Source organism: Spiroplasma endosymbiont of Andrena trimmerana (assembly GCF_964019575.1).
In the GTDB taxonomy this organism is placed as follows: Bacteria; Bacillota_I; Bacilli_A; order Mycoplasmatales; family VBWQ01; genus Spiroplasma_E.
This window is the reverse complement of the sequence record NZ_OZ026455.1, coordinates 822647-846265: the sequence shown is the minus strand read 5'-3', so window position 1 is coordinate 846265 and position 23619 is coordinate 822647. Positions and strand designations below refer to the sequence as shown.

The 23619-nt window shown below is 28.1% G+C and carries 18 protein-coding genes and 3 rRNA genes; 4 read left to right on the top strand and 17 right to left on the bottom strand.

The window, feature by feature from the left end:
• The 4 genes from AACL03_RS04935 to tsaB form a co-directional block, all read right to left on the bottom strand.
• On the bottom strand, nucleotides 1-948 hold the full coding sequence (locus AACL03_RS04935) for a type I phosphomannose isomerase catalytic subunit (RefSeq protein WP_338959366.1): 948 nt from the start codon (nucleotides 946-948) through the stop codon (nucleotides 1-3).
• A 33-nt stretch (nucleotides 949-981) separates the two neighbouring features.
• The gene (locus tag AACL03_RS04930) at nucleotides 982-3087 is read right to left on the bottom strand and encodes a fructose-specific PTS transporter subunit EIIC (protein ID WP_339039652.1); all 2106 of its coding nucleotides are present in this window, start codon (nucleotides 3085-3087) and stop codon (nucleotides 982-984) included.
• Nucleotides 3088-3169: 82 nt separating this feature from the next.
• The gene (locus AACL03_RS04925; protein WP_338980799.1) at nucleotides 3170-4012 is read right to left on the bottom strand and encodes a MurR/RpiR family transcriptional regulator; all 843 of its coding nucleotides are present in this window, start codon (nucleotides 4010-4012) and stop codon (nucleotides 3170-3172) included.
• 50 nt (nucleotides 4013-4062) lie between these two features.
• Nucleotides 4063-4644: a tRNA (adenosine(37)-N6)-threonylcarbamoyltransferase complex dimerization subunit type 1 TsaB gene (gene tsaB, locus AACL03_RS04920; RefSeq protein ID WP_339039650.1), complete on the bottom strand. Its 582-nt coding sequence runs from the start codon at nucleotides 4642-4644 to the stop codon at nucleotides 4063-4065.
• Between the two features lie 212 nt (nucleotides 4645-4856).
• On the opposite strand from tsaB, the gene AACL03_RS04915 reads away from it, so the two are divergent.
• Complete coding sequence (locus AACL03_RS04915; protein ID WP_339039648.1) at nucleotides 4857-5534, top strand: hypothetical protein; 678 nt, start codon at nucleotides 4857-4859, stop codon at nucleotides 5532-5534.
• Nucleotides 5535-6000: 466 nt separating this feature from the next.
• Here AACL03_RS04915 and AACL03_RS04910 read toward each other — a convergent pair whose 3' ends face one another.
• The gene (locus AACL03_RS04910) at nucleotides 6001-7626 is read right to left on the bottom strand and encodes a hypothetical protein (protein WP_339039646.1); all 1626 of its coding nucleotides are present in this window, start codon (nucleotides 7624-7626) and stop codon (nucleotides 6001-6003) included.
• 416 nt (nucleotides 7627-8042) lie between these two features.
• Between AACL03_RS04910 and AACL03_RS04905 the strand changes: the two genes are divergently transcribed.
• Nucleotides 8043-8840 (top strand): Pr6Pr family membrane protein, encoded by a 798-nt coding sequence (locus AACL03_RS04905; RefSeq protein WP_338979046.1) that lies wholly within the window; start codon nucleotides 8043-8045, stop codon nucleotides 8838-8840.
• Nucleotides 8841-8903: 63 nt separating this feature from the next.
• On the opposite strand, the gene AACL03_RS04900 is transcribed toward AACL03_RS04905, so the two are convergent.
• Nucleotides 8904-9392 carry a hypothetical protein gene (locus AACL03_RS04900; RefSeq protein ID WP_339039644.1) on the bottom strand — a complete coding sequence of 163 codons (489 nt, stop codon included), beginning with the start codon at nucleotides 9390-9392 and terminating at the stop codon, nucleotides 8904-8906.
• Between the two features lie 178 nt (nucleotides 9393-9570).
• Between AACL03_RS04900 and AACL03_RS04895 the strand changes: the two genes are divergently transcribed.
• Nucleotides 9571-10521: an IS30 family transposase gene (locus AACL03_RS04895; protein WP_339038665.1), complete on the top strand. Its 951-nt coding sequence runs from the start codon at nucleotides 9571-9573 to the stop codon at nucleotides 10519-10521.
• A gap of 56 nt (nucleotides 10522-10577) precedes the next feature.
• Here the strand turns inward: AACL03_RS04895 and rrf are convergent.
• The 7 genes from rrf to AACL03_RS04860 all read right to left on the bottom strand — a co-directional run bounded on the left by rrf (nucleotide 10578) and on the right by AACL03_RS04860 (nucleotide 19335).
• A 5S ribosomal RNA gene (gene rrf, locus AACL03_RS04890) occupies nucleotides 10578-10684 on the bottom strand.
• Nucleotides 10685-10766: 82 nt separating this feature from the next.
• Nucleotides 10767-13704: ribosomal RNA gene (locus AACL03_RS04885) — 23S ribosomal RNA — on the bottom strand.
• A 192-nt stretch (nucleotides 13705-13896) separates the two neighbouring features.
• A 16S ribosomal RNA gene (locus AACL03_RS04880) occupies nucleotides 13897-15418 on the bottom strand.
• Together the 16S, 23S and 5S rRNA genes form the textbook arrangement of a ribosomal RNA operon.
• Before the next feature lie 218 nt (nucleotides 15419-15636).
• The gene (locus AACL03_RS04875) at nucleotides 15637-17721 is read right to left on the bottom strand and encodes a DEAD/DEAH box helicase (protein ID WP_339040164.1); all 2085 of its coding nucleotides are present in this window, start codon (nucleotides 17719-17721) and stop codon (nucleotides 15637-15639) included.
• A gap of 53 nt (nucleotides 17722-17774) precedes the next feature.
• The gene (locus tag AACL03_RS04870) at nucleotides 17775-18656 is read right to left on the bottom strand and encodes a restriction endonuclease PLD domain-containing protein (RefSeq protein WP_339039642.1); all 882 of its coding nucleotides are present in this window, start codon (nucleotides 18654-18656) and stop codon (nucleotides 17775-17777) included.
• 172 nt (nucleotides 18657-18828) lie between these two features.
• Nucleotides 18829-19038 carry a 50S ribosomal protein L32 gene (gene rpmF / locus AACL03_RS04865; protein WP_338959609.1) on the bottom strand — a complete coding sequence of 70 codons (210 nt, stop codon included), beginning with the start codon at nucleotides 19036-19038 and terminating at the stop codon, nucleotides 18829-18831.
• Nucleotides 19039-19188: 150 nt separating this feature from the next.
• Nucleotides 19189-19335, bottom strand: a complete 147-nt coding sequence (locus AACL03_RS04860) for a hypothetical protein (protein WP_338959612.1) — start codon at nucleotides 19333-19335, stop codon at nucleotides 19189-19191.
• Between the two features lie 471 nt (nucleotides 19336-19806).
• Between AACL03_RS04860 and AACL03_RS04855 the strand changes: the two genes are divergently transcribed.
• Nucleotides 19807-20247, top strand: a complete 441-nt coding sequence (locus tag AACL03_RS04855; protein ID WP_338959615.1) for a hypothetical protein — start codon at nucleotides 19807-19809, stop codon at nucleotides 20245-20247.
• Nucleotides 20248-20797: 550 nt separating this feature from the next.
• Here AACL03_RS04855 and deoC read toward each other — a convergent pair.
• From deoC to AACL03_RS04835, 4 genes are all read right to left on the bottom strand, one after another.
• Nucleotides 20798-21475, bottom strand: coding sequence for a deoxyribose-phosphate aldolase (gene deoC, locus AACL03_RS04850; RefSeq protein ID WP_339039639.1), 678 nt, complete (start codon nucleotides 21473-21475; stop codon nucleotides 20798-20800).
• Entirely contained in the window at nucleotides 21465-22448 is a 984-nt protein-coding gene (locus AACL03_RS04845; protein ID WP_339039637.1) for a Gfo/Idh/MocA family oxidoreductase, read from the bottom strand. The genes deoC and AACL03_RS04845 overlap by 11 nt, the downstream gene beginning before the upstream one ends.
• 11 nt (nucleotides 22449-22459) lie before the next feature.
• Nucleotides 22460-23176: an RsmE family RNA methyltransferase gene (locus tag AACL03_RS04840; protein ID WP_339039635.1), complete on the bottom strand. Its 717-nt coding sequence runs from the start codon at nucleotides 23174-23176 to the stop codon at nucleotides 22460-22462.
• Nucleotides 23177-23333: 157 nt separating this feature from the next.
• On the bottom strand, nucleotides 23334-23564 hold the full coding sequence (locus tag AACL03_RS04835) for a hypothetical protein (RefSeq protein WP_338959629.1): 231 nt from the start codon (nucleotides 23562-23564) through the stop codon (nucleotides 23334-23336).
• Nucleotides 23565-23619 lie beyond the last annotated feature (55 nt).

Here is a 23619-nt window from a genome sequence, read left to right as displayed (position 1 = left end):
TTAGCAATATGCAACCATCAACAACATATTACCACTTAAACAAAAATCAGTATAACCATTTGGTAAAATAAATGAGTCACCTTTTTTAATACTAGTATCATCAATTATACCATTACCATCCAATACTGAGATTTGCAATCATCTAGTATTAGGATAACTATAATGGTTAATTCCCTCATTAATTAATTTAATTAACTTAAAAAACTTGTTATCAACTAAATAATTATCATGACCATTAGCTTCACTACTATTTAAATCAGGAGCTAAAACAATAGTTGATGCTTCTTTCAAATGCAAATTTCGTAAATTACCAAGTTCATCTTTACGATCATAATCATATAAACGATATGTAATATCTGATGATTGTTGTAATTCAAAAACCATAGTATGTGCCAATAAACCATGAATTTTTAGAGAAGGAACATAAATAAATTGATCTTTTTTAATTGGTATATATTTTAATAGTTTATGTCATTGTTCTTTTGCCAATCATTGATTAAACTGATCTTTGGTTTTAGCATTATGACCCAAAATAACTCTACCTTTGGGTAAACATTCTAATATATACCAACATTCAGTTTTTCCTAAACATTGATGATTTTTTTCTGCGAATTTATCATCAGGGTGAATTTGAACGCTTAAACTATCATTTGCGTCTAAAATTTTTGTTAACAATGGATATTCTTTATTAATCACACTACCTGAACTATCAAGATTAGCAAATAAACTAGGTTGCTGTTTAAACAATTCTGCTAAACTTAATCCTTTATACTCGCCATTTAAAACATAACTCATTCCATTGGGATGAGCACTAACTAATCATGCTTCACCAATTGGTGTATTTTTAGGTAAATCAAAATTAAATTTGTGTGCTAATTTTTGACTACCTCACAATTTGCGAATAAAAGCAGGTTTTAAAAAAATTATTTGTGATGTGCTATTATTCATATTCACTCTCCTAAACTTTGATTATTTGTTCAATTAAACTTTATTTTTACTATTTTTAGATTTAGTTTTTTTACTATTAAATATTTTCATGATTCTTTCATTCATTAATTTAAAAACCTTAATATTACGTGATTGAATAATTAATAATCCACCATATACTAAACAAGTAACAATACTTCCAACAATAATGGCTAAAAAGAATAAAAGAATACTTACCCAAAGCACATAATTAACTGAACTAACTGCACCTAAGATAGCAACAATAGGACCACCATGACCAGCAGCATCAGTTAATAAGAAAGCACCAGCAATACTACCAGCAACAGCACTACCAATAATATTACTAATAATAGCACGTTTTGGATCTCTTACTGCAAAAGGAATCGCACCTTCAGAAATACCAATACACCCCATTAACATTGCTGTTAAACCTAATGTACGTTCACTTTCATTAAAGAATTTACGAAAAATCAAAGTTGTTAAACCCATTCCAAGTGGTGCAACAGGAATAGCTGCAGCTACTGCTCCCATAAATAATTGTGAACTAGGATCAGCAGTTATAGTTGTTGAGGCTGCTAAAAAAGCAACTTTGTTAATTGGACCACCCATATCAAATCCAATCATGGCTCCTAGCAACATTCCAATTGCTGCCATTGCTTCACGTGGCATGTGGGTTAACCCATTTTGAAATTGTTCCATTATTCAACCAATTGGAGCTCCAATTGCATAAATAAAAGTGAAACTAATTAAAAATGTTACTACAATAGGAATAAAGAAAATTGGCATAATTGGAGCAATAGTCTTTGGTACTTTTCAAGTAATAATTCATCTTACTAAATATCCAACACTTGGACCAATTAATAATGCTCCTAAAAATCCAGCAGAAACCTTTGGCTCTAAACCAGCAATTGGATAAACTAATCCTGCTGTATTAGCAACATATGCACTTACCATTGCCGGAACCAAGGCAGCACGTCCTGCAATTGAATTAGCGATAAAACCAGCTAAAATTGGAATCATTAATGTAAAAGCAATACTTCCAGCTTGATTCATAAAATAAAGAAAATGATTATGTGGTAACTTGGAAATATCAAAGCCAACACCATAAACTGCTTTAGCAATACCAATTGATAATGCTAACATAATTCCACCAAAAACAACAAATGGAACCATATAGCCAACACCAGCCATAATATGTTTCATAATTCCCTGTTTATCAGTAGTAAATAAATCATTTGACTTATTTTCTTTTTCCGCTTTTTGTCCCGATTCTGACTTGTTTATTTCATAAGGTTTTGCGTTAGCAAAAGCATCATTAACAATACTTTCAGGATTTTTAATAACTTTGCTAATTTCTACTTTATATAATGGTTTATTATTAAAACGTTCTAATTTTAAATCTGCAACACCGGCCGATACTGCAATAATAACTAAATCAGCGTTGGCAATATCAGTTGCTGTAAAAGCACCTTTAATACCAATACTACCATGAGTTTCAACTTTAATATTATAACCTAAATTTTTTGCAGCAATTTCTAATTTATCTTGTGCAATATAAGTATGTGCTACCCCAACTGGACAAGCAGTAATTGCTATAATATTTTTAGTTTTTTTTGAAGAACCTTTCATATCTTCACTAATAGTTTTACTACTAGTTTCAACATTAGATTTATTATTAATATTTAGTGATTGAATAATTACTTTTTTATCTTTTGAATTAAATAATATTGATTGAAATTCCGGTTTTGTTAATCTTTGTGCCACTTTTGATAAAATTTCCAAGTGCTCATTACCAGCACTTTTTAGTGGCACAATTAAAGCAATAATTGCTTTAACGGGTTGTTCATCTAGTGCTTTCCAAGGAATTGGCTGTTTAAAACGCATAATAAAAATTCCTGATTTAACAATATCTTCATTACGAGCATGTGGCACAGCAACACCACCACCAAAACCAGTAGTTCCTTCTCCTTCTCTTTGTAGAAAACTATTAACTACTGATTTTTCACTAATATTTTTTTTCAAAAAACCTAATTTTTTAGCAGAAGTTGCTATTTCTTGAAAAGCTTCTGCTTGTGTTTTACAATCAGATTCAAGAAAAACGTGTTCTACTGTCAAAATATCATCTTGTTTAGACAACATACTTCATCTCCTTACTTAATAAATATTCATGACATAATATTAAATTATTATTTTAAAAAAAACAGTTTTTTTATTTAAAAAATTAATTAAATTTTTTAATTACTTTATTAGTTTTAATTCTATTTTCTAAATATCAATCTTTATGCTTTGATTTTAATAAATATGTTGTTACTAAATCATTAAAATAAGTAATAGCAAATAATGGAGAAATAAATATTTCTTGTGCTTCATAAAGTCCTGAAGAAACAATATTAAATGTTCAATCAGCATAAGTCACTAATTCAGTTTTATCTTGTGATGTAACAACTGCAATTTTAGCATTATTCTTTTTAGCAAGTTTAGCTGCTTCAACAATAGTAGCGGTTTTACCTGATAATGAAAAAAGAATTATTACATCTTCTGGAATAATTAAAGAAGCATGCATTAAAATACTATCATCATCTTTATTTAAACAGATTGATCGTAAACCAAACCGATATAATTTATTTGATAAATCCTCCGCACCTAAACCAGAATAACCAATGCCTGCTAAATAAATACAAGCTTTACGATTATCATCTATTCAATTAATAAATCTTTGTAATTCCTCATAATTAATCGTTGAATCATTTAAATCCATTAGTTTTTTATAATGTTCTTTTAAAACACTACGATCACCAAAAAACTCACGATTTAAAGCTTTGAAAGTAGTTTCTTGCGCAGCTAAACTAATGATAAATTCACGATAACCTTTAAATCCCAATTTCTTAATTAAATTATAAACAACACTATAACCAACAGTATTTTCTTTAGCCAAAGAACTAATAGTAACTTGATCCATTTTTTGACTATTCTTATTAATATAGTTAATAAGAACTTTTTCTTTTTTTGTGAAATTATTTTCTTCCTTTGATACTCTAGATCAAAAATTATCATTGATAAGCATGTAAAAACTCCTTTTTAAACTAATGTAAAATATTTAAATATTATTATTTTTTAATTATGTGATGAAAATGGATCATTAATATAATATGGTTGCAAATCTTCCATGTTTTCTACTTCGATAAAATATGGTGACAACTTTTGAAAATTTTCCACAATATTACACTTTTCTAAATTTTCAATTATTTTATAATCTAGTAAATCACTAATAATACCAATTTTAGCATTTTCATCTACTAATTGCGGCTGAATAATTATTTTTCCATTATCACATACTGCCAAATAACTTTTATTATTGTATGCTGACAAAACACTTATTGATTTTATTAATCCTGCCTGTAATAATAAACTATTAATAGTAAAAACCGTTAAAAAACTATTCAAAACTTTAAGTGTTTTGACAAAAGTAATTGCTACTCTAATTCCAGTATAACTGCCAGGACCATTTGCAATAACTACTTTTGAAATATCTTTTAATTTTATTTTACATTTTACAAGTAAATTAGTAATAGTTGGAATTGCCAATTCTGTTTGTTTTTGTCAAGCAATAAATGATGAACTTGCTAAAATTTTATTAGCTTGCAAAATCACCACTGTTAATTTGTTATTTGTTGTATCTAAATATAATTGATACATAACATCACCTTATTATTTCATTTAGTTGCTATTAATAATTTTCTAATATCTTACATACTTATTATAATATCATGTATAATGTAATTAAAATAGAAAAAATATAGAATTGTGAGTTGATCCATATGGGAATAGGAAAAAATATAGGATTTAAAAGTAAATTTTCTGATTTTTTACTTTGATCTGGACTAATTATTGCTGTTATAGGTCTAATAATGCAATTTGCAATAGTTTTAATTGAGTATAAACCAATAACAGTTGGAACACCTAATCCTCATAATTTATGAACTCCAGATGGCCCATGAGTTGGTATTTGAACAATGATTTCTACCTTTACTATTCAGTCAAATTTTTTAGTTTTTCTTTTCTTTTGTTTTGTATTAACAAATCGTTTTCATGACAATCGCGCACAATTTGTTTTTGGGCGCTTTTCATTAGCAATTACTGTTTATATTACCGTAACTCTTATCGTATTTTTTGCTGTATTATTTAAACCAATGATAAATAATTTAGATAGTAGTAATAGTATTAGCATATTAAATTTTATAAATACATTTTTATTACATTTAATAGTACCAGTGATAGTGATTTTATATTTTATGTTTTCTGCTGGTAAATACTACTGAAAACTTGGAAAACAAACATATCTTTGAATACCAATTATTTCTATTTACATGTTTGTATATTTAGGTTATGCACTTGCTAAAGGAAATTTTGTTGGTTTTTTAAGAAAAGGAACAACAGAAATTGATTATTCATTTCCATATCCATTTTTAGATTTTCATAAAAGTTTAACTACTTTCTTTATTTATATCTTTGCAATTTTAATCTTATACATAATTTTGATGTTACTTTTTACTCTTTATAATAATATCCTTTATAAAAAAAAATAATAAACCAATAGCGGCTTTAAGAGATACAAATTTTTAATGTAAAATAATTTATAAATAAAGTGTACTAATTTATAAACTAGTACACTTTATTACTATTATTTATTATTTAAAAAATATTGAAAAATAATTGTAGGGAGGAATATATATTTGTGAAAAGTAAAAATTTGAAATTGTATTATTTTTTTTAAATATTATTTTGTTATTTTTTGCCTCCTTTTTCTTAATATATTTTATTTTAAAATTATATAAAAACTCCTTGTATAGCATATATAGTATACAAGGACTTAAAGTCAAATATAAAATTAAAACCGGCATTACCTAAATATTTTCTAAACATTTATAACTGCCATTTTTATTGTAACTCACTAAAAAGAAAAAACAAGTAATAACATTTTTTACACTTATCATTTTATATTTTTATATAAAATATTGTTTTTTAACAAGTACTACTTAAAAATAATAAACTTTATTTTAAATATTTCTTTTTACGAATAATAACAACAACTATTGGAATTATAGTTAAAAAACTAATAATGAAGCCACAAATGATAATAATATTTCAATTATTAACTAACATCTTAGTTGTTAATGATATATTAACATCTCAGGGACGATCTGAATTATTACTTTGTAAATAATTAACATAATTTTGTTTAGTAATATCACCTTGATATTGAATAAATCATGATAAAAACTCACCAGCAGCATTATTTTTTAAATCTTCAATTTTAATACTATTATTAGTAGCACTAGTTAAATATTGTTGAAAACCCGCTAATAAATTATTAGTTTTTTCAAAAAAATCAGTACAATTTGGAAAATTAGGTATTTTTGTATTGCTTCTATAAACAGTAATATATTGTTCAGAAGCAGCTTGACGTTGTAAGTCAGATGTATCTAAACCTATACAATAAACTTGAAAATTACTTCCTTGATTAAGAGTTAAATTATCACCATCTTTAATAGGTGTTCCCAAATCATTTTTTGCTTTTTGTAAAGTTTGTGAATCAACTTTTCATTTTAGTCAATGTTGTTGTGAATCACTAATATTTACTTTAGCTTTCTCAATGGCTTTATTCATAACTATTAATGTATTTTTATTATCTTGTGAATTATTTTGAACTAAATATTGAGGTACAATTACAGGATTTTCTTTAACTTTTTCATCACTAATAGTACTAAATTGAATATTTGAACTATTATTTGTTAACTTAATAGTTTTACTATAACCACTATCTTTAACACTAACATTAAAACTAGTTGATTTTAAATGATCATCTGGTTTATGATTTAATATTGCATAACTAATTGAATCATTATCAACAACTTCATCCTTTTTATCATTTATTAATAATTGTTCATTCTTATCATTTTTATTTTTTGCTAAAATAGCTAACATTGGTTGATTAGTATCATTGGGATTACCATTATTAAGTGGTAAAATTGCTAACCGATCTTGAACACTTTTATGACTATTTAAAAAATCATCGCTCGGTTTAATCATATAAGGAATACTAAAATAATTATTAAAATCTGCCCTAGGATTTACCGTTGCAAAAATACCATTGTTAATCTGCGCTGGTAAACTATTATCATGGTAACCAACATAAACATAGCCAAAACTAACAATATCATTAAAACTTTGTTTAGCAACACTACGACCAATAACTTTATCAGTAAAATATTTAATACCATTATCTGGCAAGATATTATTAGCTTTGTTTTCAATTTGTTCCTTAAATTTCTTATTAACATCTTTACTAATATCATCATTTGGATTATTATTAACCTTATTAATAAGGTCTGATCAATCATTAAATTGTTCTGTTATTACTTCTTTATGCAATCTAATAAAATCTTCATAATTATTATTAATTGAATTTCAAGTATTAGCTTCACTAATTAAATTTTTATTATTTTCCTTAACAGTAATATGAAACCCAGAAAGTTTGTTACTCTCATTAACAGTACTAATATTAGATTGATGATTAGTAACTATCATTAAACTACTAGTAAGAGATAATGCCAAAGCCAAACTTATTGTTTTAAAACTTTTAGTTTTAAAAAAACTAAAAGATAAGAAATTTGTCATTATGATTACTCCTTTTTTACCTATTATTTGTGTTTATAATTATAATATTAAATTAAGCATATTTAATTAAATACTTAAAATCTTAGTTTTAATAAAATAAAACTAAGGATATATAATCAATTATTAAACTTTTTGTTAAATCAACATATATAATTTTAATGAATATATAATTACTTATATATTCATTAAAATTATAAGGATAAAAATTATATCCTTAACATTAATAATAAACTTTATTAGCAAAAAATCAAGATTAAATAATTAATAAGTTAATTTTTTTTAACTTATTAGGTGTTTTAAATAATCAGTTAGTAAATATTAATAGTGATAAGGAAAAACTTGATATACTAAATAAGTAGCATATTCAATCATAATAAAAAATTAAATTTAATTCTAATATAAATAGGAGAAAAAATATGAATTGAAAAAATAGTAGTGAATACCGATTAAAAAAAAGAAATCTTATTAAATTTATTTGACGTTTATTTGGTCTACTTATTATTTCTTTATTCTTAATTTTTGATTTAATAATTACTATTAATTATCCCAATGCTTTCATTGTTCCTAATGTTGATAAACCAACTGAAAGATTAGCAATTTATTATTTTTATTTTACAACTCAAACTAATTATTTAGTACTCATTTATTTATTTGCTTTTTTATTTGAAAGTAAATTTAAAGAAAATTCAAAACCAAGTTTTTATATTTTATTAAGCATTACTATTTATATTACAATTACAATGTTAGTATTTTGAATAGGTATCATTAGTAATAGCCAAGAAAGAAGTAAATATGGAACTGATATTTATTTATGATTTAAAACAATAATTCTAAATCTAATTATGCCAATTGTTATGATTTTAAATTTTGCTTTATCATGTGGACGTGATTTTTATTCACTAAAAAATCATCATAAACTTTATATGTGATTTATCTTATTTTATCCTTGTTTTTATGTAGTAATGGTAATGGTTCGTGGTGTACTACGTGTTAAACAAGGAGAAAATATTAATACTTGTTATCCTTACTTTTTTTTCAACTACCAAAAATATGGTGTAGGAGTATTAGTTACTGCTATTATTTTTCTGTTAATTATTAGTATTGGTTTACAATACCTTTATTTATGAATTAATAATATACAATATAAAAAAAAGCATGATGATGATAAACCAAATTTTCCAATCATTACTTATCCTTATGGTTTTAAATTATAAAAAAATAAAATAAGGCTTTTAATTTCTAAAGCCTTATTTATATAATTTATTAAATATTTTTAATTATTCATTTACCATAGAAACTACTTCTTCTGGTTTATTAGTAACTGGAAGATATTTACCAATAATTAATAATACACCTGAAGCAATATTAAGTCCTAAAAAAATAATATTAATACCACTAATAAAATTAAAATGTGATGAAAACATAGCTATTAAAGAAAAACCTGCTAAAACTAAAGTTACAATTCCAACAGCTAAACCACTATTAGCATTTCCTTTTAAAACATTATTGCACATGATAATTATTGCAATTGAAAATCCAATAGCAATTAAAAGTCCAAAAATCAATCCAACAATAAATATTGTACTAACTCCTGATGTTAATGAAGTGTGATCATATTTTGTAAAACTGTTAAAAATGACACTACTTGCTGTAGCTAAAATAATTGTAATAATTACACTTCAAATAATACTTATAATATTTGTTATGAATCCAATTTTAGCTCCAATGTATAATTTTTTATCTAATTTCTTTTCAACCTTATCCATTTTTTCTCCTTTTTTCTTAAAATCTTTTTTACATTTTAATATTCTCAATCTTAACATAAAAAAAATTTAAATTTGCTGAGTTATACTTGTAAGTGCAAGTAAATAAAAATGAAAAAAATTCTCATATAAAAATTTCATAATGCTAAATTTAGTTTAGAAAAAAGTAAGGAGTTTTTATATGAGTTATAAACATCTTGGCATAGATGAAAGAATTTATATTGAGAATCAATTGAAATTTAAATTTAAAATTAGTGAAATAGCTAAAAATCTTAATCGAAGTATTAGTACTATTATTCGAGAAATTAATAGAAATAAAGATAATAATCATTATTTTTCATTAATTGCACAAAATAAAGCTGAAAATCGAAAACAATCACATATTAGTTTTCATAAGTTTAAAAATAAGAATTTAGTAAAATATGTACAACAAAAATTACTATTAGGTTGATCACCTGAACAAATTTATGGCAGAATTAAAAATTTTCATAAAGAATGAGTTATTAGTTTTAAAACAATTTATACTTGAATTTATTTTGGAATGCTTGATAAAGTTACTAGTAAAAATTTAAGAAGAAAAGGTAAAAAACGAAAATCTAAAGAAAATCGTGGCAAGTTTAATGGTAAATCAATTAAAGAACGAGATATAAATGTTAATGATCGTATAACACTTGGTCATTGAGAAGGAGATACTATAGTATCATCACGAGGTAAAAGCAAATCATGTTTAATAACTTTAGTTGAAAGAGTATCACGATTTACTTTAGCAATATTAGTTAAAAACAGAACTACTAAAGTTATTAATAAAAATGTCAGTTATTATTTATCAATTCTTCCTAAAAACATTGTTAAAACTATTACTTTTGATCGTGGCAAAGAATTTTCAAATTGACAACAACTTGAAAAAAATTTAGATGTAAAAATTTATTTTGCCAATCCATATTCACCTTGACAAAGAGGTACTAATGAAAATACTAATGGTTTAATTAGAGAAAAATTTCCTAAAAAATTTATTTTTTCAAAAACTAATAAAAATGAAGTTCATAAATTTATATTGTCTTTAAATCAAAAACCGAGAAAAATACTAAATTATCTTTCACCAATCGAATATTTGGATAGAAAAATAATTTAGTTGCACTTACCTTTACAATTTAGCATTTTAAATTAAATATTAACACAATAAAAAAAATTTGGCATCGTGCTATTTTCCCATTGCTGGTATTTTCGCCGCTGGAGTGCTTAACTGCTGTGTTCGAGATGGGAACAGGTGTGACCACTCCGCCATGGACACCAAATAGTTTAGCAATTGCTCCCTAAAAACTAGAAACAGACATCTTTAAATTTGATTACTTTTGATTTGCAATAGAGAATATATTCTTCAATAAATCCTCGATCTATTAGTATCAGTAAGCTGAACATATCACTATGCTTACACACCTGACCTATCAACCTTGTAGTATTCAAGGGATCTTACTTCTTTCGAATGAGAAATCTCATCTTGGAACTGACTTCGCGCTTAGATGCTTTCAGCGCTTATTCATGCCCTACATAGCTACCCAGCTGTGCCACTGGCGTGACAACTGGTGCACCAGTGGTAGGTCCATTCCGGTCCTCTCGTACTAGGAACAGCTTTCCTCAAATTTCTTGCGCCCACGACAGATAGGGACCAAACTGTCTCACGACGTTCTGAACCCAGCTCGCGTACCGCTTTAATGGGCGAACAGCCCAACCCTTGGAAGCGACTACACCTCCAGGATGCGATGAGCCGACATCGAGGTGCCAAACCTCCCCGTCTATATGAACTATTGGGAGAGATTAGCCTGTTATCCCCGGGGTAACTTTTATCCGTTGAGCGACGGCCTTTCCACACAGCACCGCCGGATCACTAAGCCCAACTTTCGTTCCTGCTCGACTTGTATGTCTCGCAGTCAAGCACCCTTTTACCTTTGCGCTCTACATATGATTTCCATTCATATTGAGGGTACCTTTGGGCGCCTCCGTTACTTTTTAGGAGGCGACCGCCCCAGTCAAACTACCCACCAGACACTGTCCTTAGACCAGATTATGGTCTCAAGTTAGAATTTCAATATAGCAAGGGTGGTATCCCAATGGTGACTCCATGCCTACTAGCGTCTGCATATCAACGTCTCCCACCTATGCTGTACAAACTACACCAAAATTCAATATCAAGTTGTAGTAAAGCTCCACGGGGTCTTTCCGTCTAATCGCGGGTAACCTGCATCTTCACAGGTACTAAGATTTCACCGAGTCTATAGCCGAGACAGCGTCCGGATCGTTACGCCTTTCGTGCGGGTCAGAACTTACCTGACAAGGAATTTCGCTACCTTAGGACCGTTATAGTTACGGCCGCCGTTCACTGGGGCTTCAATTCAAAGCTTCGCTTACGCTAACAAATCTCTTTAACCTTCCAGCACTGGGCAGGCGTCACCCCCTATACATCGTCTTACGACTTAGCAGAGAGCTGTGTTTTTGCTAAACAGTCGCCCGGACCTCTTCACTGCGACTCATATTGCTATGAGCTCCCCTTCTCGCTAACTTACGGGGTTATTTTGCAGAGTTCCTTAGCTATAGTTATCTCGCTTGCCTTAGGATATTCTCCTTGACCACGTGTGTCCGTTCTCGGTACAGGCACCATGGTGATGTCTTTAGAAACTTTTCTTGGAAGTATGGCATCAAATGCTTCGTTACTAAGCGAACCGTTCACTCCCCATCGTACTTCAAGGTTAACGCTGTGCGGATTTGCCTACACAACCCTCTTTGTACTTAGCCCAGCACTACCAATCACTGGGACATTTTAGCCTTCTCCGTCATTCCATCAGTCACCATTGTGGTACAGGAATATCAACCTGTTATCCATCGACTACGCCTTTCGGCCTCGCCTTAGGTCCTGACTAACCCTGGGTGGACGAACCTAGCCCAGGAAACCTTGGTCAATCGGCATGAAGGATTCTCACCTTCAATCGTTACTCACGCCGGCATTCTCACTTCTAAACACTCCACTAGTCCTTCCGGTCTAACTTCGTCGCAGATTAGAACGCTCCCCTACCGCCCACAATATATGTAAACATATATATAGACCCATAGCTTCGGTACAATGCTTAGCCCCGGTACATTTTCCGCGCAGAATCATTCGACTAGTGAGCTGTTACGCACTCTTTAAAGGATGGCTGCTTCTAAGCCAACCTCCTAGCTGTCTGAACAATTCCACATCGTTTTCCACTTAGCATTGATTTGGGGACCTTAGCTGATGATCTGGGCTGTTTCCCTCACGTCCATGGACCTTATCACCCATAGACTGACTGCCAGATATGTAACAATGGCATTCGCAGTTTAATTGCATTCAGTACCCCGAGGTGGGGCCATCATACATTCAGAGCTTTACCTCCATTGCACTAATTCTGACGCTAGTCCTAAAACTATATCGGGGAGAACCAGCTATCTCCAGGTTCGATTGGAATTTCACCGCTAGCCACAAGTCATCCACGGTCTTTTCAACGAACGTTGGTTCGGTCCTCCATTAACTGTTACATTAACTTCAACCTGCTCATGGCTAGATCACCTGGTTTCGGGTCTACGACCACATACTAAACGCCCTATTCAGGCTCGCTTTCACTTCGGCTCCGTCTTTTCAACTTAACCTTGCATGTAATCGTAACTCGCCGGCTCATTCTACAAAAGGCACGCCGTCACCCATTAACGGGCTCCGACTTGTTGTAAGCATATGGTTTCAGAAACTATTTCACTCCCCTCTCGGGGTACTTTTCACCTTTCCCTCACGGTACTGGTTCACTATCGGTAATTGGTTAGTATTTAGCCTTACGCAGTGGTCTGCGCAAATTCCGACAAGGTTCCACGTGCCTCGCCGTACTCAGGATACTGTCAAGAGATTTATACATTTCGCATACTGGGCTTTCACCATCTATGGCGTTGCTTCCCAACAACTTCTGCTATATATAAATTTTGTAACTCTTCATAGGTCGAACCTAATAGACAGTCCTATAACCCCAGTCTGACGACTGGTTTAGGCTGCTCCCTTTTCGCTCGCCGCTACTAAGGGAATCGCATTCGCTTTCTTTTCCTCTAGGTACTAAGATGTTTCAATTCTCTAGGTATCACTCTGCACAACTATGAATTCATTGTACAGTACTATCTGATTAAAGATAGTGGGTTTCCCCATTCGGACATCTCCGGATCAAAGCTTATTTCCAGCTCCCCGAAGCTTATCGCAGGTAATCGCGTCCTTCATCGTCTTCCAATTCCAAGGCATCCACCATACGCTCTTAATAATTTATTTTTAGAATATCCTATTGCAAGATAAAAATTATCTTATTTTTTTTAAAAGATGTCTATTATCCAGTTTTTAAAGAACAATTGCTCAGAGAAAACAATCCCTGAAAACTAAACAGAACAAAAGAAGTAATCCAATAAATCATCCATCTATTTTTTCTTGTTGTCTTGGTTTCTTATTAGAAACTAAACTCCATAGAAAGGAGGTGATCCATCCCCACCTTCCGGTAGGGATACCTTGTTACGACTTAACCCCAATCATCAACCCTGCCTTTGGCAGCTCCCTCCTTACGGTTAGGACACCGACTTCTGGCATTGCCAACTCTCGTGGTTTGACGGGCGGTGTGTACAAGACCCGAGAACGTATTCACCGCGACATTGCTGATTCGCGATTACTAGCGATTCCGACTTCATGAAGTCGAGTTGCAGACTTCAATCCGGACTGAGACTGACTTTTTGAGATTTGCTTGACCTCGCGGTTTAGCGACTCTTTGTATCAGCCATTGTAGCACGTGTGTAGCCCAGGTCATAAGGGGCATGATGATTTGACGTCGTCCCCACCTTCCTCTAGCTTACACTAGCAGTCTCCTTAGAGTCCCCAACTTAATGCTGGCAACTAAGGACAAGGGTTGCGTTCGTTGCTGAACTTAACCAAACATCTCACGACACGAACTGACGACAACCATGCACCACCTGTATCCTTGTTAACCTCTACTATATCTCTATAGCTTCGCAAGGTATGTCAAGACCTGGTAAGGTTCTTCGCGTTGCTTCGAATTAAACCACATGCTCCACCGCTTGTGCGGGTCCCCGTCAATTCCTTTGAGTTTCACTCTTGCGAGCATACTACTCAGGCGGAGTACTTAATGCGTTAGCTACAGCACTGCCTCATGGCAACACTTAGTACTCATCGTTTACGGCGTGGACTACTAGGGTATCTAATCCTATTTGCTCCCCACGCTTTCGTGCCACAACGTCAGTAATATGCCAGTTAGCCGCCTTCGCCACTGGTGTTCCTTCATATATCTACGCATTCCACCGCTACACATGAAATTCCACTAACCTCTCCTATACTCTAGTAATGTAGTTTCCAAGGCGGTTAGGGGTTGAGCCCCTAAATTTAACCTCAGACTTGCAAAACCGTCTACGCACGCTTTACGCCCAATAAATCCGGATAACGCTTGCCACCTATGTATTACCGCGGCTGCTGGCACATAGTTAGCCATGGCTTTCTGGTAAGGTATGGTCGATACTAAAATCATTTCCTATTCTAGCACTTCTTCCCTTACAACAGACCTTTACAATCCGAAGACCTTCATCAGTCACGCGGCATTGCTCCATCAGGCTTTCGCCCATTGTGAAAAATTCCCTACTGCTGCCTTCCGTAGAAGTTTGGGCCGTGTCTCAGTCCCAATGTGGCCGTTCATCCTCTCAGATCGGCTACGCATCGTTACCTTGGTAAGCCATTACCTTACCAACTAGTTAATGCGCCGCATCCCCATCAATTAGCGAAGCAAATGCTCCTTTCATTATTTATCATTGCAAATAAATAACATATGCGGTATTAGCTGTCGTTTCCAACAGTTATTCCCCACTAAATGGTAGGTTAGATACGTGTTACTCACCCGTTCGCCACTAAAGTATTGCTACTTTCGTTCGACTTGCATGTATTAGGCATGCCGCCAGCGTTAATCCTGAGCCAGGATCAAACTCTCAATAAAATTGTTTTTGTTAAAAGATGATGTCTGACTTATTTAATTTTTAATAAAAAATTGACGGATTAATTCTTGTTCTATTTAGTTTTCAAAGATCGTTTTTTCTAGTTTGTAACCCATTTATTTTTGGGACAATAACAATAGTACAACATGCCATAATTATTGTCAACCTAATTATCATAAAAAAGCATTATTTTTTTAAAATTAAAAAAATAAAATATTATTTATTCTACTAAAAATTTAATAGTAATATAATCACTTTTAATTGTTAATTGATATTGACCAATACCAATAAAGTCATACAACTTTAAAGCAAGATTTTTAAATTTTTTATTACAATCATTATTTAAAAATAATATTTTTTCAATATTATTATTTTGTAAATCTTTCACTAACTTTGAATTAATCGTTTTATTTTCTGGTATTGATCAGTAATATTCTTTTGTTAATTTATTATAACTAGTTAATTTACCATAATTTGTTCCATCAATATCTGCAAAAATTACTGATTTATTTTCATTAAATGTCAAATGACCCGCTTGAAAGGCAATAATTTTTAAAGGTCCAAGTTTTTTATTAAAATTAACACGATTAATTGCACATAGTGCCTGATGCACAGTAAATGTTGATTGATAAGATAATAAAGGGTAATCTTGATTAAAATGTTCATTAAGTAATAATGTTTCATAATCTAGTTTATATTTAAGAATAATTTTTAGTTCATTAACAACTAATTTGTTATTTTCAATGAAATTTGTAACTAAACATGGTATTTCATTAAAATTTGGAAAAATACGATTAAATACTTTATTACTTGTAACCTCATATAATAATGATGCTATTAATAAATTGTCATAATGATAATTAATTAATTTAGTATCTAATTCTTGACTTAATCTTAAATAAAAATAATTAACTATTTGATAATCATTTAAAAATAAGAATTGTTTTAAGATATTTTGATTACGATTAGTATCATTATCATGGGTTTGATAATTTTTTATTTTTTTTGCTATTCGTAAATAAAAATCATTTAAAAAATTATAAAATTCTTGAATTGTCAAATCATAATCAATTAATATTTTAAAAATAGCATTATCATTATAAAGTTGATAGTATGATTGAATTACCAAATAAATTTTTTTTCGCGATTGATATCATTGCTTTAAATTAGTTAAAATGACGTTTTGACTTCTTGGTTCTAAAGTAATAGTACATCCATAAGGTAAATTAAAACTATTAGGTAATTGTTTATTAACATTGATAATATGTGAATTTGAAAGATTTTTAATACCAATCGTTATGTCATATTTTTTATCAATATTAGCAATTAAATCATAAACCTCTAAACAATGTTTAGTTTCTGTTTTTCTCAATCCTCTTCCTAATTGTTGCAAATATACTGTTTTTGAATTAGTTGGTCGTAATAAAATAATAGTATCAATTTCAGGAATATCAATTCCTTCATTAAAAATATTTACTACACATAAATAATTAATAATTCTATTTTTAAAATCATTAATTATTTTACTACGATTAGTTTGATTTTTACTTGTTAAAAAGTCTGCTTTTAAGCCCTGATTTTGCAAAAATCTAGCAACAATTTGTGCATGAGTAATGTTAATACAAAAAATTAAACAAATCCGATTACTATAAAATCCAATATAGTCATTAATTACATCTAATAATAACTTATTTCTTGCTTCAGTATTTAATTTTTTAAATAATTGCTGATCATTATTTAAATCAATACCAGTTAAATCAGCAGTAATGTCATCAATACAATAATAATCAAATGGTGATAAAAGTTTTTCATTAATTGCATCTCACAATCGTAATTCATGTGCAAACTCATTATCAAAATAATTAATAATGTTTTTATTATCTTCTCGTTCTGGTGTTGCTGTTAAACCAATAATTTGTTTAGGATGAAAATAATTAAAAATTGTCTGAAAAGTTTTGGCAGCCAAATGATGAGCTTCATCAAAAATAATAATATCAAATTGTTGATGTTTAAACTTATTTAGATGTCTATGTACAGTTTGTACTGTTGCAAATAAATATTGTTCTTGAAAATTATTTTGTTTACTATTTAAAATAGTTGCAAATTTTTTATCATTTATTACTTTTCGAAAAGTAATAATTGCTTGTTCAATAATTTCTCTTTGATGTGCTAAAAATAAAATTGAAGGTTTTTGATTATTATTTTCTTTGATTTGATTTAAATAGTCGAAAGCAGATACTACTGTTTTACCAACACCTGTTGCCATGACAATTAAATGTTTTGTTTTTTTAAGTTTTCTTCTTAACTTTAATTTATTAATTAAGGCAATTTGAAAATCATAAAGAAAATAATTAGTTGCTAATCATTGTTCATCTTTTTTATTACAAGCAATCGATTATATTCAATTCGCGATAGTAATTGTAATCGTTGTTGTTCATTATTTAAATCAACTAAATTATCATTTCATAATTTATAATACTGATTTAAAATATTTTGATATAGTTGCTTATTATCAAATTCATTAATTTTAATATTTCATTCACGACCACTAGTTAAACCTTTTTGCGTTAAATTTGATGAACCAATTATTGCTGAAGAAAAACCTGAATTTCGTTTAAAGATGGCAGCTTTAATATGAATTCTTTCACTACGTTTTTCTAAATTATTTTCAACTTTAACTTTAATATTAGGATACTTTTTTATTATTTTAACTAATGCATATAAATTAACAAATAAAGCCATATCATCAAAAGTAGTAGTAATAAAATTAATAGTAATATTATGATTTAGAGCATAAGTAAATGATGAACGTAACTTATTAATAATTGAATTTGATATAAAAGGATAAATAAAGTATACTTCATCACAAGTTCTGATTTCCTGATTTAAATGATTAATTAATACTTGTTGGTTTTCATTAGTAAATAGAAAATTGTCACTTAATCTAATATTAGAAGTTAAAGGATTATCAATTATACTATCATTTACTTGTAATAAAATGTTATTACTAAATTTATTAGTAGTAAAATTACTTATGATTTGATTTAAAAAATTAATTTTTGCTTCTGGTAATTTAATCGTTTTTAATTGTTCAATTAAAATATTATTTAATTGTTTAACTAAATAATGATCAATGTCTTTAATTAATTCTTTTTCATCATTAATATGTGATGTTTGGAAATTATTGGTAATATCATCACTAATCTTTAATAATAAATCATAATAGCCCTTATTTTTCATACTCTACACTTCCTAATAATAAATAGTGTCTATTTTAATAAATTATAATCTATATTTTAATAAATTATTAACTATTATAAAATAATTTTGTAAAGTAAAAAACCTCTAATATTTAAAATATTATTTTAAATAAATAAGAGGAAGGTAATCTAAGATAAGATATATTCATATTTTATTTTTTTTCTGTTGATGATGTTTTTTCTGCTTGTAATGGATTAGTAATACTTACACCTTTGTATGCCTTGCATTTCATACAGGCATGATGTGGTTTAGTAATTGCTCCACAATTTAAACAGTTAGTTGTAGTTGTTGCAGATAAACTATCATGGGCACGACGTGTATTTTTACGCATTTTTGACGTTCTTCTTGCTGGTACTGCCATAGTCTGTTGCCTCCTTACTTTCGTATCTCATAAATTATATATTGATTTATCAGAAAAATCTATTTTTTTTGATAAGTTTTTCAAATTTTTGGAAATAAAATACTAATAAATCAAATATTTTAATTATTTTATAATCCTAAAATAAGTTATTTATAATCGTGTTACATATTTATATTGAAAAGAATTATCTATATTTCAGTCTTTTATATCAATTTCTTTTTGAACTTCAGTTAGTTCATTATGTAAGTAATTAATTTCAGCTTTTACTTGTTCAAACATTCTTTCATAAATTTCCAAAATAACATCTTTATTTATATTTTCTATTTTTAATATTTTATTTTCATATTTGGCTAATTCTCTTTTTCTTTTTTAACATTTTTTAATTTGACTAACAGTTGTATTATCAACTTTGATAATTTTTCCTTTAACATAAAATGGAGAAATAAAATCATTCTTATTTATATTTTAAATATTATCACCTTTAATTATACTATTTTCGATTAAAAAAATTTTAATACTATATTTATTAATGTTACTTAAATAAATTTAGATAAAAAAATTGTAACTTTCATTAGTAACTTTTATTGTATATGATTTTTTTAAATTATAAAATTTAATTCAGATTTACTTAGATAAAGTTATCTTATTTAAATTAATATTATAATTTAATATATTTTTTAAAAAAATCATATACAATAAAAAAAGTTATTTTAAGTAAATCTGAATTAAATTTTATAAATTAAAAATTAACAAGGAGTAAAAACAATTATGTCACAACAAAATAAAAACGAACAAAATACTTTCAATCAAAATGAAAAGCAATATTCATCAAAATGAAAAGATGAGATTCCCAATTGTTTAGCATTTGAAGTAGAGTATAGGATGACGAAAGCAAATTATATAAAAATTTGAATTGATTATTTTACATTTAAAAATTTGATAGATATTTATGTTTCAAATGTTTCTACAGAAGCTCGTCTTTTTGAAGAACTAAGAAGGTTTCCACGAATTGATAATACTAAATCAAATATTTGACTTACAGATATAGAAACAGGTTTTAACATTCTTTATAAAAACTTTCCAGAAATAAGAAATTTTTGAACAAAATTACCAACAGATGGATCACAAGGTTTAGTAGTCAAAACAAATAGAGATGGCGATTGAAATAAATGAGATTTTACAGTACACTATCAAAGCAAAGATCTCTAAATAAAAGAATGAAAGAGGTTTTTTAGAAACCTGTACATATTTGTTTTGCAAAGTACTAATTCAGATTAATTCTATCTTTAAATTTATTATAAATTGAACAATTCCTATTCAAAATTGAAATGAATTGTTCAATTTTTGTTATATTTTAATTACTAAGTAAAATATTTTGAAAAACTGCCATATCATTAAGAAAGACTTTTTTATTTCTGATGACTTTTTGTAATTGATGATTAATTATCTTTGCTTAGTAAATTCAATGTTAAATATTTTTAAACAGTATTATTTTCAATAATTTTCCTATCAAAATCAATCATTTTTAAAAAATAATATAAGCATTTTTCAAAAATAATTTTGTCTATTAAAGAAAAAACTTCTTTAAAAACAATCCTTAAATATCAATTTTTATCAAAATTATTAGTTTTCATAAATTGATTTTAATTATTTAAAGATAATAAATAAATGAAGTTAATGATTATTGTTTTCTCATTTTCTGTTTTAGATATTTTGTTCTTTCTTTTATATTTAGTATATAATTGTTGATTTACATTAATTAATAACCACCCTTAGTTTCTTGTCCTGAAATAATAGCAACACCATTACTAGTACCAATTCTAGTAGCACCAGCATTAATCATCGCCATTGCATCATCTTGATTTTTAATACCACCAGAAGCTTTAATTGCAACATGAGGACCAATATTTGCTTTCATTAATTTAATATCAGCAACCGTTGCACCACCATTAGCAAAACCAGTTGAAGTTTTAATAAAATCTGCTTTTACTTTAGTTACTAACTGACAAGCAATAATTTTTTGTTCTGTTGTTAATAAACTACACTCAATTATTACTTTTAAAATAATATTTTGTGGACATGCATTACGAACTGCTTGTAGATCTTGCAATACAAGTTTTTGATCATTATCCTTTAATGCACCAATATTAATAACAACATCAATTTCTTGAGCACCATCTTTAATCGCATTAATTGTTTCTGCTACTTTAGTTTGTTTAGTATTGGCACCCAATGGAAAACCAACCACTGTACATACTTTAACATTACTATTTTTTAATAAAGTAACAGCACGATTAACATAAAATGGATTAATACAAACTGCTTTAAAATAATAAGTTTTAGCTTCTTTACATAATGTATCAATCATTGATAATGTTGCTTCTGGTTTTAATAATGTATGATCAATATATTCATTTAAATTAATATTACTTTTCATAAACTTCAACTCCTAATTCATTTTCACTTTTAATAATTGCTTCAATAACTTCAAGATTCATTAAACTATGATTTAATCAATAATCTCGACTTAAATAATCTTTATTTTTAATCATTTTTACAAAATCATTTAATTCATATGTCATTAAACTTTCTTCATTAGTATTATCTGCGATTTCTTTTATTCCGTTTTTAGTATAAACCTTAATTCCACTTAATGGATGAACTTGTGATAAAACAAGACTACTATTATGACCTATAAATTCACTTTGTGCATAAGAGGTTACTCCTTTACTACAAGTAATAGTAGTAATAGTTCCATTTTCATGCTTCAAAATAACATGATTACTTAAATTAACACCATTAGGTAATTTAATTGCCATCGCTTTAACTGTTTTTACTTTACCTAATAAATACAATACTAATTGTAATGGATATACTAAACTATCATAAGTTGCACCTTTACCAAAATCTTTATCAAAAACAGAATCATATATTCCTTTTTCAACTGATGGCATTCTTGAAGAAATACGATTAAAATTAAGGTTAACTACTTCTGGATTTATTTCATGAACTAATTTTTTTAATTTAGAAAAAATAGGTAAATGAACAGTAACATAAGCTTCTAATAAAATTATTTTTTTACTTCTTGCTAAAGAAATTAGGTCTTTAACTTCTTCAACTGTAAAAGTAATAGTTTTTTCTACTAAAACATGAATATTATTATTTAAAAATAATTTACTTTGTTCGTAATGCAAACCATTTGGTGAAGCAATATAAATAGCGTCAATATGTTCTATCATTTTATTTAAATCATCAGTACTATGGGCAATATTATATTTTTTTGCTCATGTTTCTGCTTTATCTAAACTTCTTGAATATATACAAGTTATTTTAACTTTTTTATTAGTTAACGCTTGCTTTATAAATCTTTGAACAATTTTTCCAGTTCCAATAATACCAATTCTAATCATCTTGAACTGCTTTAACTTTTTAAACTTGTTTCATAATTAATGATTGACATTAAAAATAAAGGTGCAGTTTCGGCACGTAAAATTAATTTTCCTAAACTAATATTACTAAAATTAAGTTGTGTTAAAGTTGCAATTTCTTCCTTAGTGATTCCTCCTTCGGGTCCAACTATAATTGTTATTGATGATAATTTATTATTTATTTGACTAATCCAACTAGTTTCTGATGAATTTTCATATGCAACCAAATTAAGATGAGACCGATATCGTTCTAATTGTTTTAAATCAAAAACAACGGGTGTAACAATCGGAATTAAATTGCGATTTGATTGTTTGGCAGCAGCTTTTGCAATATTTTGTCAACGTAAAACTTTCTGTTCTGCTTTTGTTCTCGTTAAAATACTAACACATCGTTTTAACTGCAATGGCACAATTTGATAAACTCCCAATTCTACTGCTTTTTGAATGACTAAATCAAATTTTTGTTCTTTTAATAACGATATTACTAATGTGATTTTACATCTTAATTCTGAATTACTATTTGGCACTGTTTTTATAATTTCGCATTTAATAACTGATGTAATTTCAATAATTTTTGTTAAATATTTTTGTTCTTGATGAATAATAACTATTTCATCATTAATTTTATGACGTAATACTTTAATTAGATGTTTACTATCTTCTTCATCTAATATTAAAATATTATTAGTTTTATGGTTAGTAAAGAGCATTCCATAGTCCACCTCTAATTTGATTATAACATAAGGTAAAACTCAAATTAACAAGTTTTAACTATCATCTTTAATTTCTAAAATATAAAATTTCTTTTTTCTTTTATCATGAAACTAAATTAAAAACTACTTAATTAATTAAGTAGTTTTTAATTATTTATAAAATAATACATTTTGCAACTTTAGTAGTAGCATTATTATCTATGTTTACTAAAGGTTTATCATTTATTATGTTCTTATTTTTATTACTTTCTTCGAATGTAGCAGCAACTTTTCCTCGTCTTTCTCTTTCTTTTTCTTTTCCAAAACTATTATTTACTTCATCTAATTTTTTTGCAAGTGAATCTTTATCTTTTGTACTTCATTTTTCATATGGTTCTCATGGCATATTTTTTTACTTCCTTTATTATTTTTTGAATATTTTTTCTACCCTTTAAATACTC